11 protein-coding genes are annotated in these 15,710 nt (G+C 33.2%); 1 reads left to right on the top strand and 10 read right to left on the bottom strand.

Annotated elements, in window-relative coordinates; translation table 11 throughout:
- Position 1: 1 nt before the first annotated feature.
- The 4 genes from ABD745_RS17740 to rpiB form a co-directional block, all read right to left on the bottom strand.
- On the bottom strand, positions 2-931 hold the full coding sequence (locus tag ABD745_RS17740) for a S66 peptidase family protein (RefSeq protein ID WP_344833211.1): 930 nt from the start codon (positions 929-931) through the stop codon (positions 2-4).
- Entirely contained in the window at positions 928-1,614 is a 687-nt protein-coding gene (locus ABD745_RS17745; RefSeq protein WP_344833214.1) for a LysE family translocator, read from the bottom strand. The genes ABD745_RS17740 and ABD745_RS17745 overlap by 4 nt, the downstream gene beginning before the upstream one ends.
- Positions 1,615-1,813: 199 nt before the next feature.
- A complete protein-coding gene (rnr, locus tag ABD745_RS17750; protein ID WP_344833217.1) occupies positions 1,814-3,967 on the bottom strand; it encodes a ribonuclease R in 2,154 nt (717 codons plus the stop codon).
- Positions 3,968-4,305: 338 nt separating this feature from the next.
- Positions 4,306-4,740, bottom strand: a complete 435-nt coding sequence (rpiB, locus tag ABD745_RS17755) for a ribose 5-phosphate isomerase B (RefSeq protein ID WP_344833220.1) — start codon at positions 4,738-4,740, stop codon at positions 4,306-4,308.
- A 556-nt stretch (positions 4,741-5,296) separates the two neighbouring features.
- On the opposite strand from rpiB, the gene ABD745_RS17760 reads away from it, so the two are divergent.
- Positions 5,297-6,487, top strand: coding sequence for a phosphoglycerate kinase (locus tag ABD745_RS17760; RefSeq protein ID WP_344833223.1), 1,191 nt, complete (start codon positions 5,297-5,299; stop codon positions 6,485-6,487).
- A 574-nt stretch (positions 6,488-7,061) separates the two neighbouring features.
- Here the strand turns inward: ABD745_RS17760 and ABD745_RS17765 are convergent.
- The 6 genes from ABD745_RS17765 to ABD745_RS17790 all read right to left on the bottom strand — a co-directional run bounded on the left by ABD745_RS17765 (position 7,062) and on the right by ABD745_RS17790 (position 15,705).
- Positions 7,062-7,883 (bottom strand): class I SAM-dependent methyltransferase, encoded by an 822-nt coding sequence (locus tag ABD745_RS17765; RefSeq protein WP_344833226.1) that lies wholly within the window; start codon positions 7,881-7,883, stop codon positions 7,062-7,064.
- A 113-nt stretch (positions 7,884-7,996) separates the two neighbouring features.
- Positions 7,997-9,859 (bottom strand): tRNA uridine-5-carboxymethylaminomethyl(34) synthesis enzyme MnmG, encoded by a 1,863-nt coding sequence (gene mnmG / locus ABD745_RS17770; protein ID WP_344833229.1) that lies wholly within the window; start codon positions 9,857-9,859, stop codon positions 7,997-7,999.
- A 161-nt stretch (positions 9,860-10,020) separates the two neighbouring features.
- On the bottom strand, positions 10,021-10,437 hold the full coding sequence (ybeY, locus tag ABD745_RS17775; protein ID WP_344833231.1) for an rRNA maturation RNase YbeY: 417 nt from the start codon (positions 10,435-10,437) through the stop codon (positions 10,021-10,023).
- Positions 10,438-10,441: 4 nt separating this feature from the next.
- On the bottom strand, positions 10,442-12,601 hold the full coding sequence (locus ABD745_RS17780) for a patatin-like phospholipase family protein (protein WP_344833234.1): 2,160 nt from the start codon (positions 12,599-12,601) through the stop codon (positions 10,442-10,444).
- Between the two features lie 2 nt (positions 12,602-12,603).
- A complete protein-coding gene (locus tag ABD745_RS17785) occupies positions 12,604-15,051 on the bottom strand; it encodes a bifunctional UDP-N-acetylmuramoyl-tripeptide:D-alanyl-D-alanine ligase/alanine racemase (protein ID WP_344833237.1) in 2,448 nt (815 codons plus the stop codon).
- Between the two features lie 63 nt (positions 15,052-15,114).
- Positions 15,115-15,705 carry a thymidine kinase gene (locus ABD745_RS17790; RefSeq protein ID WP_344833240.1) on the bottom strand — a complete coding sequence of 197 codons (591 nt, stop codon included), beginning with the start codon at positions 15,703-15,705 and terminating at the stop codon, positions 15,115-15,117.
- Between the last annotated feature and the right edge of the window lie 5 nt (positions 15,706-15,710).

Genomic DNA, 15,710 nt, shown 5'->3' on the forward strand with positions numbered 1-15,710 from the left:
TTTAAAACTCAATCTTAACCTTATCCTCAACCTTTAATTTCACATTTCCTCCGATAATCAAAGGTCGGTTGTCTTTAATATGACCATTCGGAAAACCAAAAACTACTGGAAAATTATACTTTAAAATTCTGTCTGAAATTAATTGATAAGCGAATTCATCAAAGCTCTCTTCATATTGTTTATTCTCCTTTTCATCGCCCATATTGGTCATTCCACCGATAATTAATCCTGAAATTTTATTGAAAACTCCGGCTAATTCAAGACTCATTATCATTCGATCCAACGCATAGAAGTTTTCACCAATATCTTCGATGAATAAAATCTTATCCTTGAAGTCAAAAGAATATTTGGTTCCCAGAAGGGCATAAATCAGGGCTAAATTCCCTCCAACCAATTCTCCTTCAATAATCCCCGGTTTATTAAATTGATTTGATTTAAGGCTGTATTTTGGCTTTTTTCCTTTTAAAATATCAAAAATCAACGTATAGCTTTCTTCAGTCACTCCAAAGCTTGATGTTTTAACGGTTTGTCCGTGAATCGAAGCAAAACCTTTTTTCAGTAAATAACTTTGGATTACCGTATTATCAGAATATCCAATGTACCATTTCGGATTTTTGATAAAGTTTTTAAGATCTAAATGTTCAATCAAATGCTGACAACCGTAACCACCTCTTGAAGCCCAGATTGCAGAGATTTCATTATCATTAAGGGCCCAATTGATATCTTTTATTCTTTCCTGCTCTGTTCCTGCATAATTGTAGCCATTGGAAAATTTTGTATAAAGATGTTCACCCAAAACAGGTTCATAGCCTTTACTTTTTATCATTTCTATTCCCTTTTCAAGTTGAGTGGTGTCAACGGCTCCTGCAGGAGAAATCACAGCTATTTTATCACCCTTTTTAAGTGATTTTGGAAAGATTATTTTTTTCATTTGTTTTTTTGATATTTTACTTCAGTTTTTTCGGCTTCTTCTAATCGTTTATCAAACTGATTGAATTTTTTAAAGCTTTGTAAAAAGATAAAGAAACTGAATATGATAAGAATTCCGCCAACAATTCTTCTGATTTTGTTGGCTAATGTTTGTGTTAATTTATCGTGAAATTGTTTTGCCAAAAAGATTTTAATGAGATCAATAAAGAGGTACGTCCCGATTACAATCCCGATGTATAAAATAAAATTGCCGGTATCCGGATATTGATTTCTCACTGAAATCACCGTTACCAGCCAAAAAAGAATAACTCCTACATTTAAAAGATTGAATAAAAAACCATTCATAAAAGTTTTCAGATAATTCTGATTGATGATTTTTTCTTCGCCGGGCATGTGCATTTTGGTTTTCGTGACCAGCATGACAATTCCGTAAACAAAAATAAGGATGGACGTAATTCTATAAAAGCCAGGATGTTTGTCGATTAACGTTACAATATCTGCACTCGCATAATAAGCTGCCAAAATACACAAAAGATCCGCGGAAATTACTCCAATGTCCAGTGCCAAAGCATGTTTCGGTCCTCTGGAAAAGCTGGTTTCAATTAAAAGGAAAAAAATTGGTCCTATGAAAACCAAGCTTAACATAAAGCCTAAAACAACGGCAGATAGTATGAGTTCAAACATTAAATAGCTTTTTAAATGAAAAAAAATTTCATCCCATTTATACAAAGTTAACTTTTATGTTTTAATTAATCAATAAGAAAATCAATCTCACTGTACAGAAGCATATTCATAATTTTTTATGAGATCATCATTTTATCACATACTAAAAATAAAAAAGCCACTATTAATAGCAGCTTTCCATAAGTATATTTTATTATTCTTAATCGACAATCTTGAAATCCAATTGTTTTTGAATCAAATTGGCTTTCACCACTTTGATCTGCACCTGATCTCCCAATTGATATCTGTTTCCTGTTCTTGATCCATAAACAGCATGGGTAGCTTTATCATAAGTATAAGAATCGTCCATCAAATCTCTCAATTTAATTAAGCCTTCAGCACCATTTTCAGGAATTTCAACCCAGAAACCAAACTCTGCAACTCCGGAAATAACGCCTGTAAAGGTTTCTCCCAAGTGTTTTTCCATGAATTTCACCTGCATATATTTGATGGAATCTCTTTCCGCATCTGCAGCTAGTCTTTCCATTGAACTGCAATGTTTTGCTTTTTGTTCCAATTCATCCTTGCTTGGAGATTTTCCTCCGTCCAGATAATGTTGCAACAGTCTGTGGGCAAGCAAATCGGGATAACGGCGAATAGGAGAGGTGAAATGGCTGTAATATTCGAAACCAAGACCATAGTGACCGATTGGTTCTGTAGAATACACCGCTTTACTCATACTTCGCATTGCTAAAGTTTCGATCATATTTTCTTCACCTTTACCTTTCACGTCATGCAATAATCTGTTTAAAGATTCCGCCACTTTTTTGGTATTGGCAAGATCCATTTTATATCCGAAAGTGGAAACAAAATCTCTTAAAGATTCTAATTTTGCAGGATCCGGATCGTCGTGAACTCTGTAAATAAAGGTATTTTGAGAAATATCTCCTCTTTTATTTAAGGAAACAAATTCAGATACTTTTTTGTTCGCCAACAACATAAATTCTTCAATCAAATGATTCGAATCTTTGCTTATTTTAAAGTAAACACCGATCGGCTGGTTGTTTTCATCCAGGTTAAATCGAACTTCGCTTCTGTCAAAAGTAATTGCTCCGTTTTTAATTCTCGCCTGACGCATGATTTTCGCCAGTTTATCCAGAACCAAAATTTCTTCTGCTAAATCTCCTTCTTTTGTTTCAATTCTTTCCTGAGCTTCTTCATAAGTAAATCTTCTATCAGAATGAATTACCGTTCTTCCAAACCATTGCTTCTGAATTTCTGCATTATCATTCAGTTCAAAAACGGCTGAAAAGGTAAATTTATCTTCATTTGGACGAAGTGAACAAACATCGTTACTCAAAACTTCCGGAAGCATTGGTACAACGCGGTCTACAAGATAAACCGAAGTTGCTCTCTGATACGCTTCATCATCCAAGATAGTTCCCGGAACTACATAATGAGAAACATCCGCAATATGGACACCGATTTCCCAGTTTCCATTATCTAACTTCCTCATAGACAATGCATCATCAAAATCTTTAGCATCTTTAGGGTCAATCGTAAATGTAAGAACATCACGCATATCCCAACGTTTTGCCACTTCTGCATCGCTGATCGTTCTGTCGATTTTATCGGCATCTCTTTCAACTTCTTCAGGGAATTCGTAAGGTAAACCGTATTCGGCAAGAATAGAGTGGATCTCAGTTTCATGTTCTCCCGGAGCACCTAAAACCTGGATAATTTCACCTTCAGGATTTTTGTCTCCCGGTCTCCATTCCGTCATTTTTACGATAACTTTATCACCGTCTTCAGCACCTCCGAATTTTCCTTTCGGAATAAAAATATCCGTATTGATTGATTTTTTATCGCAAACAACAAATCCGAAATCTTTATGGGTAACCATTTGTAAAGTTCCCACAAATTCTGTTCTCGTTCTTTCCAAAACTTCCAAAACAGAACCTTCCAGTTTTTTTCCTTTGTAAGTATAAGTTACAATTAAAACTTTATCCCCCTGCAAAGCATCTTTCACGTTTTTGGAGTGGATGAAGATGTCATCTTCCATACCTTCAACCTTCACGTAGGCATTTCCTGACTGGTTGAAATCGATAACTCCGGTTAAAGTTCCTGCAATATTCAGGTTGATAATGTATTTTCCTTTATCAGTTTCCTTAATTCTTTCAGAAGCCTGAAGTTTATGCAAAGCCTGAATTACAAGCTCTCTCTGTCTTGGATTTTTATAATCTATTCCATCTGAAATTTGTTTATAATTATAAATTTTAGTGGAATTTTCATTCATAAAACGCAGGATTAATCTTCCGATTTCCATGATTTTATGATCATTTTTCTGACTTATATATTTTCTTTTTTTTGCCATTTTAATCTATTCTTAATTAGTCATAGCTTTAATATTTGATTAAAACTATTGAAAATTATCTTAACTATTTATAAAGATAATTTTCCTCTGTATTCCAAAGCTTACTTTAAATTCTACAACATCAATTTTCCTTCCATATTTCACAACGGAAGATTTAGTTTTGTATAAATTTAATACAAATATGGAGAAGAGTGGAGAAAAACCTTTTATTAAATATGTTTTTAATATTTCTACAGGTTTAAATGGAAATAATAGAATGGTAAATTCTATTGGACGGTGCAAAGATACAAAATAAAAAATAAATAAGGCTTGCAATTTGATTTACAAGCCTTTATATATTAGCAAAATGCAATTTTATCAACCCTGTTCTGGTGTCTGCCACCTTCAAAGTCTGTTGAAAGAAATTGATTTACAATTTCAATTGCCAATTCTTTAGATATGAATCTTGCAGGAATTGAAATCATATTTGCATCATTATGTTGTCTTGCCAGTGTCGCAATCTCCGGCATCCAGCAAAGAGCGCAACGAATTTTCTGATGTTTGTTCGCCGTGATCTGAACACCGTTTCCGCTTCCGCAAAATAAAATTCCCAATTCATTTTCTCCTTTCTCAACAGACGTTGCCGCAGGGTGTACAAAGTCCGGATAATCCACACTGTCTGTGGAAAACGTTCCAAAATCCTGAACCTCAAAGTTTTCTGATAAATAGTTCTTAACAATCTCCTTATACTCGAAACCAGCGTGGTCAGCAGCAATAGCGATTTTTCTTTTCATAATTCTTGTATTAAGCCTTTTTTAGATTTATTTCCACACAAATGTAAGTATAATGTGGATAACTCTTAAATTTTTGCGAATTAATTGTGAAAAGTATTGTTAGTAAATGTGGAGAAATGTTTGAAAGTAAACCTTTCGTAACATTAGAAATTTTTGTAATGGAAAGCACCTCCAAATTTTTCACTCACAATTTCAAAAAAGTTGTTGGGGAGAATTCTATACTTTTTCCATAAATAACTTATTAATAATGGGAATTGGGGAAAAGTTATCCATAATTGTTAGTAACGAATATAAAAATCATATTTACAATAGATTATATTGTCTATAAATTGTTAATTACATAAAAATTAAATGTGATAAAGTATTTTAATAAAATTTATCCCCGTTACTAACAAACACTCAACAACAATACCATATTCTTTTTTTTAATAGAAAAGAAAATTGTTGATAGATGAATGTTGAGTCTGGGGGAAACTTTTCAAAAACTTTTATCGGGTTGCGGCTTTTCAAAAATTTTAAAATCTTACATTTGTGAAACGAAAATTCAACGATATTTATGAAAACAATCAATGATTTCAATTTTAATGACAAGAAAGCTCTGGTAAGAGTCGATTTCAATGTTCCGCAGGACGACCAGCTGAAAGTTACAGACAACACAAGAATTGTTGCGGTAAAGCCGACAGTTGATAAAATTCTTAAAGATGGAGGTTCTGTAATTTTAATGGCTCACTTGGGAAGACCAAAAGGTGAGGTGAAAGATGAGTTTTCACTTAAGCATATTGCTGAAGAAGTTTCTAATGTATTGGGTCAGGAAGTAAAATTCGTTGAAGAATGTATCGGAGAGAAAGCTGAACATGCTGCTTCTGAACTTAAGCCCGGAGAAATCCTTTTATTAGAAAATTTACGTTTTCATAACGAAGAAGAGAAGGGTGACGAAGCTTTTGCTGAGCAACTTTCTAAGCTTGCTGATGCTTATGTGAATGATGCTTTTGGTACAGCTCACAGAGCACATGCTTCTACGGCTGTAATTGCTAAGTTTTTTCCTTCGACTAAGTTTTTCGGTTTATTGATGGCTAAAGAACTTCAGGCAATTGATAAAGTTTTAAAATCAGGAGAACGTCCTGTAACTGCAATACTTGGTGGATCAAAAGTATCAACTAAAATTACCATTATAGAAAATATTTTACCTGCTGTAGATAATTTAATTATTGGTGGTGGAATGGCATTTACCTTTGTTAAAGCTCTTGGTGGTAAAATAGGGAATTCATTAGTTGAAGAAGATAAGTTACCTCTGGCTTTAGAAATTTTGGCAAAGGCAAAAGAACATAAGGTAAAAGTTTATCTTCCGTCTGACACAATCATCGCTGAGAATTTCAGTAATGATGCAGATAGAAAAGAAGTTGATATTTACGAAATTCCTGAAGGATGGATGGGATTGGATGCAGGTCCGAAATCGAGAGACCAGTTTAATGATGTCCTTTTAAATTCAAGAACAATTCTTTGGAACGGTCCGATCGGAGTTTTTGAAATGTCTAACTTTGCTGCCGGAACTATTGCTCTTGGTGAAAGTATTGCTAAAGCGACAAGACAAGGAGCTTTCTCTTTAGTTGGGGGAGGAGACAGTGTTGCTTTTGTAAAACAATTCGGTTATGGTGAAAAAGTAAGTTATGTTTCTACCGGAGGTGGAGCGATGCTTGAAAGTCTGGAAGGTCTTGAACTTCCCGGAGTAGCTGCCATTAATAATTAAGAAATTTTATTTTTATAAATTTTAAAGTCTGCTGATCTTTTCAGTAGGCTTTTGTTTTTAGAATAAATTCTAATTTGTGATGGAAAATTTATCTTTATTGCAATTCTCCAAATTAACGAAATCTTTTGGAAAATAATAAATTTCTGAAAAACGGTTAAAATTGGCTTTTAGATTTATACTTAAAATTAAAAAACAATAATTTTCCGAGTATTAAGCTGTAAATTTAAATTAAGGCTTAAAATGATACGTTTTTGTTGAAATTTAAATTTTGAAATACTAATTTTAGCTGATTTATGCTTTTTGAGAAAAAATTTAGAAATAATTTTTATTACTTTTTATTTCATTTTAAAGGATTCTTTTTTATTGAAAAGCTTACTAACTTTTTACTAACATTTTTAATGAAGATATCAGTTATTTTTTTCTGATTTTGAATTTTTCTAAAAAATTTATGAAAATTAATAATGTAGTAATGATTTAGTCGGAAACAAAAAACTCGAGAAATGATCCCGAGTTTTTATTTTTTGTGAGAAAATAGAGAAAATTGACCGCTATAAATGCTTCAAAAATCGATTTTTTACTTTTTTTCGATAATGTATATCAAACTTGAAAATTCGCTCGAAAAAAGGGCTTTTACGTTAGAAATCGTTCCGTAGATCGTTGCTTTTAGCCAAAAAAGAGGTGATTTCTTATATTTTTCGCTCAACATAGAGATGTAATACGAGTCAAGAACCAAAGGTTTGATTTTTCTCATTTTCCAGTTTGGTTTCTTTGAAATTAAATTTTCCATTCCTTTTTTAGAAAAATGATAAATATGTCTCGGTACATCATAAGCTGCCCAATATTCTTTATAATGTTTTGCATCATAAGAAGTAGGGTTGGGAACGGCGATAATTAATAATCCTTTTTCTTTTAATTTACTATTGAAAATCTGAAGCATTTCATCTTGATTTTCCACATGCTCGAATACATGCCAAAGGGTAATTGCATCTAAACTTTTATCTTCAATAAGATTAATATTATCTAAAATTGTGGCTTTTGAAATTTTTGTCTGTGCTGCTTTTCTAGCATCTGCATCAGGTTCAAATCCGAAAGTTTCAAAATCGTTTTCTATAAATTTTACAAATTCTCCAGCTCCGCAACCATAATCCAAAACTCTTGAACCTTTATTTATTCTATCCAGAAGAATAGTTTTTTTGTACTGCAAATTGAAGGATTGTAAAAATTTGTAAAGCTTTTCTTTTAAACTTCCTGAATCCTGATGATGGGAAATGTAATCTTCACTTTCGTAATATTTAGAAATATTTGATGGAATAGGGGAAGTCTTGAAAACACCTTTTGTTTCTGTTTCTTTAATTTCAAATATTTCCTGAGAAAGAAAATGATCTTTTATTTTCATTGAATTTGTTTCTTTTAAATTAAAAATTAAGATATTCAGAGTTATAAATAATCTCTTAAATACCTTAATTTTTGCTTTTATTTTACAAATGTTTCACGTGAAACATTTTAAGATTAACGTCCTAAAAAGACTAGTAAAACGTTTATATCGGCAGGTGAAACACCACTGATTCTTCCTGCCTGAGCAATCGTTTTTGGTCTTACATTAGACATTTTCTGTTTTGCTTCTGCAGAGAGACTTGATATGCTTTTATAATCGAAATCTTCCGGAATCTTGATATTTTCCAGACGATTTAGTTTTGCTACGTTTTCTTTTTCCTTTTCTATATAGCCTTTGTATTTAATATTTACTTCCGCTTGTTCTCTTACTTCATCATCGAATTGAGAAGTAAATTCTTTAATAGAATCAATATTTTCCAGCTTTTCCAGCGTGATATTCGGTCTTGTAAGGAATTGGGAAGCTCTGTAAGCCTGATCTACAGGATTACTTTCTATACTTTCAAGAATAGGATTAATTAATCCTGGTTTTAAAGAAGTTTCTCGTAAAAAGGCTTCAAGTTCTTGGCTTTTAGCTACTTTCTCCTGTACTCTTTTTAATCTGTCTTCTTTTGCTAAACCAAGTTCGAAAGCTTTTTCTGTTAATCTGATATCTGCATTATCCTGTCTTAAAAGCAATCTGTATTCTGCTCTTGAAGTGAACATTCTGTAAGGTTCTTCAGTTCCTTTTGTAATCAAATCATCTACTAAAACACCAATATAAGCTTCATCTCTGTTAAGGATAAACTCATCTTTTTCTTTTACTTTGTTGTGAGCATTGATACCTGCAATTAAACCTTGTCCAGCTGCTTCTTCATACCCTGTTGTACCATTAATCTGTCCGGCAAAGTATAAATTATCGATCAATTTTGTCTCTAATGTATGCTTTAATTGAGTAGGAGGGAAGTAGTCATATTCAATGGCATAGCCCGGACGGAACACCTTTACGTTCTCAAATCCAGGAATATGCTTCATTGCTTTGATTTGAACATCCTCTGGAAGAGAAGAACTGAAACCATTTACATAAATTTCTACGGTTCTCCAGCCTTCAGGTTCTACGAAAAGCTGATGTCTTGTTCTTTCTGCAAAACGATTAATTTTATCTTCAATACTTGGACAATATCTAGGTCCTAAACTCTGAATTGTACCATTAAACATTGGGCTTCTGTCGAATCCTTCACGTAAAATATCGTGTACGGTTTCATTAGTATAAACAATATGACAACTTAATTGTTTGGTTAACTTAGGTGTATCTAAATAGCTGAATTTTTGAGGATTTTCATCTCCTTTCTGTTCTTCCATTTTAGAATAATCGAGACTTCTTCCATCTACTCTCGGTGGAGTACCTGTCTTCATTCTTCCTGCTTCAAAACCTAGAGAAACCAATTGTTCAGTGATTCCAAAAGCTCTTGGTTCACCCATTCTTCCGCCACCTAATTGCTTATCCCCAACATGGATTAATCCATTAAGGAAAGTTCCGTTTGTAAGTACTACAGACTTTGATCTTATCTCAATTCCTAATGAAGTAACTACTCCTACTGCTTTATTATTTTCTATAATAAGCTGTTTTACCATATCCTGAAAGAAATCAAGATTAGGTGTATTTTCTAGTGCTAAACGCCATTCTTCTGCGAAAAGCATTCTGTCATTCTGTGTTCTTGGAGACCACATTGCAGGACCTTTGGAAAGATTAAGCATCTTGAATTGTATAGCCGATTTATCGGCTATTATTCCTGAATAACCTCCCATTGCATCGATTTCCCGTACAATTTGTCCTTTTGCGATTCCACCCATCGCGGGGTTGCAGCTCATCTGTCCGATGGTCTGCATGTTCATTGTAACAAGCAGGGTTTTCGAACCCAAATTGGCTGCTGCAGCTGCAGCTTCGCATCCTGCGTGACCGGCACCGACTACAATTACGTCATATATTTCTGAAATCATTTCTTTATTGCTTATTTTAAGCCTTAAATTTTAATCTTTTTTGTAAATGTTTCACGTGAAACATTATTTAAATTAACAAGCTAAAATGGCTTGTATTGCAGTTTTGGATTATTATTAATAGTTTCAAAACTCAGAATTGAACTGAAATTTTTTAAAATTTCTTAATTCTTACTTTTAAATTCATTTAAATAAAAATCTTCTTTACTTCGCATTAGCTGTTCTTCTTCTTTGGTTTTATCCTTATATCCTGAAAGATGAAGAATACCGTGAGCTAAAACTCTTCTCAGTTCTTCTTCATATTCTTTAGATAGAGTAGAAGCGTTGTCTAAAATTCGCTGCAAAGATACGAAAATCTCTCCGCTTATTGTCTTGCCTTTCACATAGTCGAAAGTAATGATGTCTGTATAGTAATCATGCTGCAAATAATCCTGATTTACTTTCAATAAATATTCGTCGTCACAGAATATATAATTGATTTCTCCAAGCTTTTTTCCTTCTGAAAGAATGATATCTTCCAGCCATGCTGTGTAGTCTGTATTTACAGATTTTGGTAGGTTTTCGTAAAAGAATTGTATCATTGTATTAAAACCAGTGTCCTAAAATAACACTGAATATGCCTTTTTGATTATTTTTAAGTGAGTGACTGAAGTTGATTTTGATTTGTCCGAAAGGAGATTTGTATCCTACATTAAGTCCTACAGAACTGTAATTTAATTTTGCAGTTTCTTCAAAGGTCAAATCGTCTGAAAGGTTTGCAAAAGAGAAAGTACCACTTACAAAATAGTTTTTATTAAACTTAAACTGAAGATCATTTGAAATTAAAACAACGTTATTTGTATTTAACTGCCCAAAATAAAATCCTGAAAAGCTTTTGAAATTAACAACATTTTGTTCGAACACTCCACCCAATCTATATTGATAAAATTGAGGAAGATTTTCTCCAATCGTAATTCCTCCGTAAAGATTCAATCGATAAGTAAATTGTTTAGTCAAAGGAATATTTATTCTAATATCTGCCTTTACCTGAACCAGTCTTTTATCAACTTCAGATTTCATCAAATCTATAACCTTTCCTTCTGCATTAATATAAATTCCGCGGGTAGGGAAGTCTTTATCGTTCTGAGTGTCACTTTTTAAGAATATATAAGGATTCAGAAAACGACTGTATCTTTTATTATTCCCATTGGTTTCAGCTTCGAAGTAATCATGACTTATTCCACCACCTATTGCAAACTTATCTTTCCAGATCGATTGGATGTAAGCTTCATTTCTTAGCCAATCCCATTTATCTATGTCATAGTTGTTTATGTCCTTTACATTAAAGCTCATTCCCGAAGAATAAATTCCCAAACCAGGTATGTATCCGTTATCGATAAAATAATTTAAATAATATCGTGGTTTGTCACCAATAATTACATCCAGTGAAAGATTTGAATTTCTAAATAAAAGACGTTTTGCTGAATAATTTAACAGTAAACCCGTTTTGAAAACTTCGTCGTAATGCAATCCGAATTTTAAGAAATGTCTTGCATCATCTTCAGTTACATAAAGTTTGAGATAATTGGCTTCATTTTGCGAGATAATATCATAGTTGATGAATTTATAATTATTCGTAGCAACGAGCTTATCAATCTTTTTATTAATGCTTCCATATGTTTGCATGGAGGGAAGCCGTAATCCCATCTTTCCCAGAACATAGTTTTTACCGTAAATTCTGCCTCCTTCTATTGAAACACTGTCAATCTTATAAACATTAGAATATATTGGATTTATGCGCTGTCTAATGCGGTCAAACGGGCGTTTGGGTAATTGATCCAGAATATTGACATATTTTAGACCTTCTACATAGCCGCTGTCGAGAATTTTTTTCTTATCATCGTAGCTTGTGGCGGTCATACCTTTTAAATTCGGCTTGATATTAATGTCGGTATATCTGTATTGTCTTCTCGTATCTTTTTTAATTCCAAAATCTATGACCTGATTTAAAATAGAAATAATATTATTTAGATCTTCTCTTGTAGATAGATCCTGATTAAGATCCACACCGATTACAATATCGATTCCTTTGTCCTTTAATGGCTTTGAAGGATAATTTACCGTCATTGCGCCGTCGATATAAATACTGTCTCCGATTTTCACAGGATCCATCAAAGAAGGAAACGCAGAACTTGCCATGATCGACTGTACCAAATCTCCTTTCTCAAATATCTGCATATTACCGCTTTCTAGATTGGTAGCAACACACATAAAAGGAATCGGGAGTTTTGAAAAATCATCAATATTCGAAACATTCTTAAAAAGTTCCTTCAAAAGATAAACATTTTTCTGACCAGAGCTGATGGAAGAGGGTAATGTGATTTTTCCGTTTTTTAAAGGAATGGATAAAAGATATTTGTCAATGGATTTGTTGTAAAAAGTGGTTTCCTGGCGTTTTGCTTTCGGATCCATAATCAAAGAATAGAAATCGGTGTCCATTACAATTTTTTCGATTTCTTTTCCTGAATATCCTGAAGCATACAAACCTCCGACAATTGCTCCCATACTTGTCCCGGAAATATAATCTACTTTTACTCCCAAAGAATCCAATACTTTAAGTACTCCGATATGAGAAAATCCTTTAGCTCCGCCACCGGCAAGTGAAAGTCCGATTCTTGGATTTTTTGGGATCACCAAATCTTTTTTTACCTGAGATTGGATCAAGAGCATTTGAAATGCTAATAAAAGAATCAGAAGTTTTCTCATAGTTAATCTTTTATATAAATCCGTTTCACTCGTGGCGAAATAGAGGTTAATACTTCGTATGTGATGGTTTTGCAGTATTCTGCGAATTCTTTAAGGCTTGGTTTTGCATTGAAAATAGTCACTGTATCGCCTTCTTTTACATTGGGAACATTGTCTACATTAATCATCATCATATCCATGCAAATACTTCCGACAATTGGAGCTAGAGTTTTATTAATTCCCACATTTCCGATCTGGTTTCCAATTAACCTTGGAATTCCGTCTGCATATCCTACAGGAACTGTGGCTATTTTTGTTTTATGATCTGTTTTAAATCGTCTGCTATAACCTATTGATTCTCCATTGTCTACGACTGAAATCTGAGAAATAACTGTTTTAAAACTTACAACAGATTGAAGTTGTGCCTGTATTTCACTATTTGGTGATTCTCCTAACATTCCAATGCCGATTCTCACCATATCATATTGATGATCGGTGTAGCTTGCTATTCCTGATGAATTTAATATGTGTCGGATAGGAGTGTATCCCAATTTTTCAATCAAATAGTTTGAATTTTTTTCAAAGGTTTCCAGCTGATGGAAAGTAAATTCTTTCTCTGTCGGCATATCTGAAGACGAAAGATGGCTGAAAATACTTTGAACTTTTAAATTTTTATGATCTAAAGTCTGACTTAGCTGATCCAGCTCATAATCTTTAAAGCCAAGACGATGCATCCCTGTTTCCAATTTGATATGAACTGGATATTTTTTATCGTAACCGGATTTTTGGACAGCCTGATAAAACAAATCCAATACCCTGAAGCTATAAATTTCCGGTTCCAGATTATATTCAACCACGGTTTCATAGCTGTGCTGTTCAGGATTCATGACAACGATAGGAATGGTAATTCCTTTCTTTCTAAGCTCAACTCCTTCGTCTACAAAAGCAACTCCAAGATAGTCAATATGATGATGTTGAAGGAATTCTGAAATCTCATAACTTCCTAATCCATAAGAATTTGCCTTTACCATTGCCATCATTTTTGTGGTGGGTTTCAGTAAAGATTTATGATAATTAATGTTATGTAAAATCGCATTTAGGTTGATTTCTAAAACCGTATCATGTTTTCTGAGTTCAAGAATATCTTTAAGTCTTTCAATCTCAAATTTTCTCGCTCCTTTTAATAAAATAATCTGATTTTCAATTTCTGTAAGATGTTTGCTGTCAATTAATTCCTGAGTATTAATGAAAGTAAAAGTTTCAGATTTAAATAATTCACTAAATTTTGATATTTCATTCCCGATTAAGAAAACAAAATCAAATTTTTGTTCGTTCACCAACTCAGAAACTTCCTCATACAGTTCTTTTGAATTTGAATTAACGCCAACAATATCCGTTAAAACCAAAGATTTTTTTGATTTTTTATATTCATTCAAAAATTGAAGGGCAGTTTTCAAAGAATCGAGATCAAGATTAAAAGAATCATTAATCACAATATTGTTCTTAATTCCTTCAATTGCTTCAAGTCTCATTTCAACGGCTTTAAGAGCGTTGATTTTTTCGACGATCTTTTGATTTTCGATGTTCAGCTCCTTCAAGACCGTTACAAGTGCCAAAGCATTAGTTAAAGTCGCTTCGTCTCTCTGATGAACAGGAAAAGAAATTTCTTCGTCAAAATATTGTACAACAACATCTTCGTTTTTTGAAATATTGTTTTTAAAATAAACCTGATTATTATTTTTAAAACCGTAAGAAATTAATTTTTTACTTGAATATAACTCCTTTATTTTTTTGTCAACCAATAAGTTATCACCATTGTAAATAATGACTTCAGAATCTTTGAAAAGCTTTATTTTTTCATCAATCAATTCTGCTTCTGAACTAAAATTGGCAAGGTGGGCAGTTCCTATATGAGTAAGCAAACCAATCTGCGGGTGGAAAATATTTTCCAGTTTTTCCATTTCATTAGGTTTGGAAATTCCGACCTCAAAAATTCCCAATTCGTGAGAATTATTAATTTGAAGCAAAGAAAGTGGAAGTCCGATCTGAGAATTGAAACTTTTCGGACTTTTTACTGTAGGAAACTCGTTCCACAAACATTGATACAGCCATTCTTTTAAAATGGTTTTTCCATTACTTCCCGTAATTCCGATAGATTTTAAATGAGAATTTTCGAAATGAAATTTGGCTAATTTTTGAAGAAAATCCACGGAGTTCTCAACAATGATCCAAGTTATATTTTCAAACTGAGAATATTGATGCTCGGAAATAATTACAGTAATTCCTCTGTCAATTGCAGCTTCAATGAATTTTTCTCCAGAATTTTTATGAGTATTAATGGCAATAAATGCCGTGTTTTTGGTAGAATAAATAATCCTGCTATCAAAAGCTATATTTTTGATAATTAATTCTTTGTCTCCAATAATTTGCGCATTGGTGATATCTGCAATTTGTTTTACTGTATAGTTCATTGGTGCCCCTTCTGCTTATATTTTAAAGCGATTTGCAATTTTGTCTTTCCTGACCTAATTTAATTATTTTTTCTTCTTTAAAAGTACTTCATCAATAAAAACACGACGACTGACTGCTTCATAACTTTCCGTTTCGCCGAGTTCTACCAAGTCATTTCCCTGAGAAATCCTCATTGAGTAATTAGCTAAGTTACCCGTTCTTTTACAAATAGCGTGCACTTTTGTCACATATTCTGCGGTGGCCATCAGATTCGGCATCGGTCCGAAAGGGCGTCCCAAAAAATCCATGTCCAAGCCTGCAATTACGACTCTTACTCCGCTATTTGCCAATTGATTGGCCACATCTACAATGCCTTCATCGAAAAACTGGGCTTCATCTATTCCTACGACATCACAATTAGATGCCAACAAAAGAATTTCGTTGGGATTTTCTACCGGAGTGCTTCGGATTTTAGTCTGATTATGAGAAATCACATCTTCTTCGGAATATCTTGTATCCAATTTAGGTTTAAAAATCTCTACATTCTGCCCCGCCATTTCAGCTCTTCTCAGCCTTCGGATCAACTCTTCGGTTTTTCCGGAAAACATGGAGCCACAAATAACTTCCATCCAACCACTTTGTTTGGAATGATTAATTGTATTTTCTAAAAACATTTGTT

This window comes from Chryseobacterium ginsenosidimutans (assembly GCF_039536845.1).
In the GTDB taxonomy this organism is placed as follows: domain Bacteria; phylum Bacteroidota; class Bacteroidia; order Flavobacteriales; family Weeksellaceae; genus Chryseobacterium; species Chryseobacterium ginsenosidimutans_B.

What these genes read in the sequence shown, in the direction of transcription:
- ABD745_RS17740 (WP_344833211.1), bottom strand. Translation starts at nt 931, where the DNA reads ATGAAAAAAATAATCTTTCCAAAATCACTTAAAAAGGGTGATAAAATA.
- ABD745_RS17745 (WP_344833214.1), bottom strand. Translation starts at nt 1,614, where the DNA reads ATGTTTGAACTCATACTATCTGCCGTTGTTTTAGGCTTTATGTTAAGC.
- rnr (WP_344833217.1), bottom strand. Translation starts at nt 3,967, where the DNA reads ATGGCAAAAAAAAGAAAATATATAAGTCAGAAAAATGATCATAAAATC.
- rpiB (WP_344833220.1), bottom strand. Translation starts at nt 4,740, where the DNA reads ATGAAAAGAAAAATCGCTATTGCTGCTGACCACGCTGGTTTCGAGTAT.
- ABD745_RS17760 (WP_344833223.1), top strand. Translation starts at nt 5,297, where the DNA reads ATGAAAACAATCAATGATTTCAATTTTAATGACAAGAAAGCTCTGGTA.
- ABD745_RS17765 (WP_344833226.1), bottom strand. Translation starts at nt 7,883, where the DNA reads ATGAAAATAAAAGATCATTTTCTTTCTCAGGAAATATTTGAAATTAAA.
- mnmG (WP_344833229.1), bottom strand. Translation starts at nt 9,859, where the DNA reads ATGATTTCAGAAATATATGACGTAATTGTAGTCGGTGCCGGTCACGCA.
- ybeY (WP_344833231.1), bottom strand. Translation starts at nt 10,437, where the DNA reads ATGATACAATTCTTTTACGAAAACCTACCAAAATCTGTAAATACAGAC.
- ABD745_RS17780 (WP_344833234.1), bottom strand. Translation starts at nt 12,601, where the DNA reads ATGAGAAAACTTCTGATTCTTTTATTAGCATTTCAAATGCTCTTGATC.
- ABD745_RS17785 (WP_344833237.1), bottom strand. Translation starts at nt 15,051, where the DNA reads ATGAACTATACAGTAAAACAAATTGCAGATATCACCAATGCGCAAATT.
- ABD745_RS17790 (WP_344833240.1), bottom strand. Translation starts at nt 15,705, where the DNA reads ATGTTTTTAGAAAATACAATTAATCATTCCAAACAAAGTGGTTGGATG.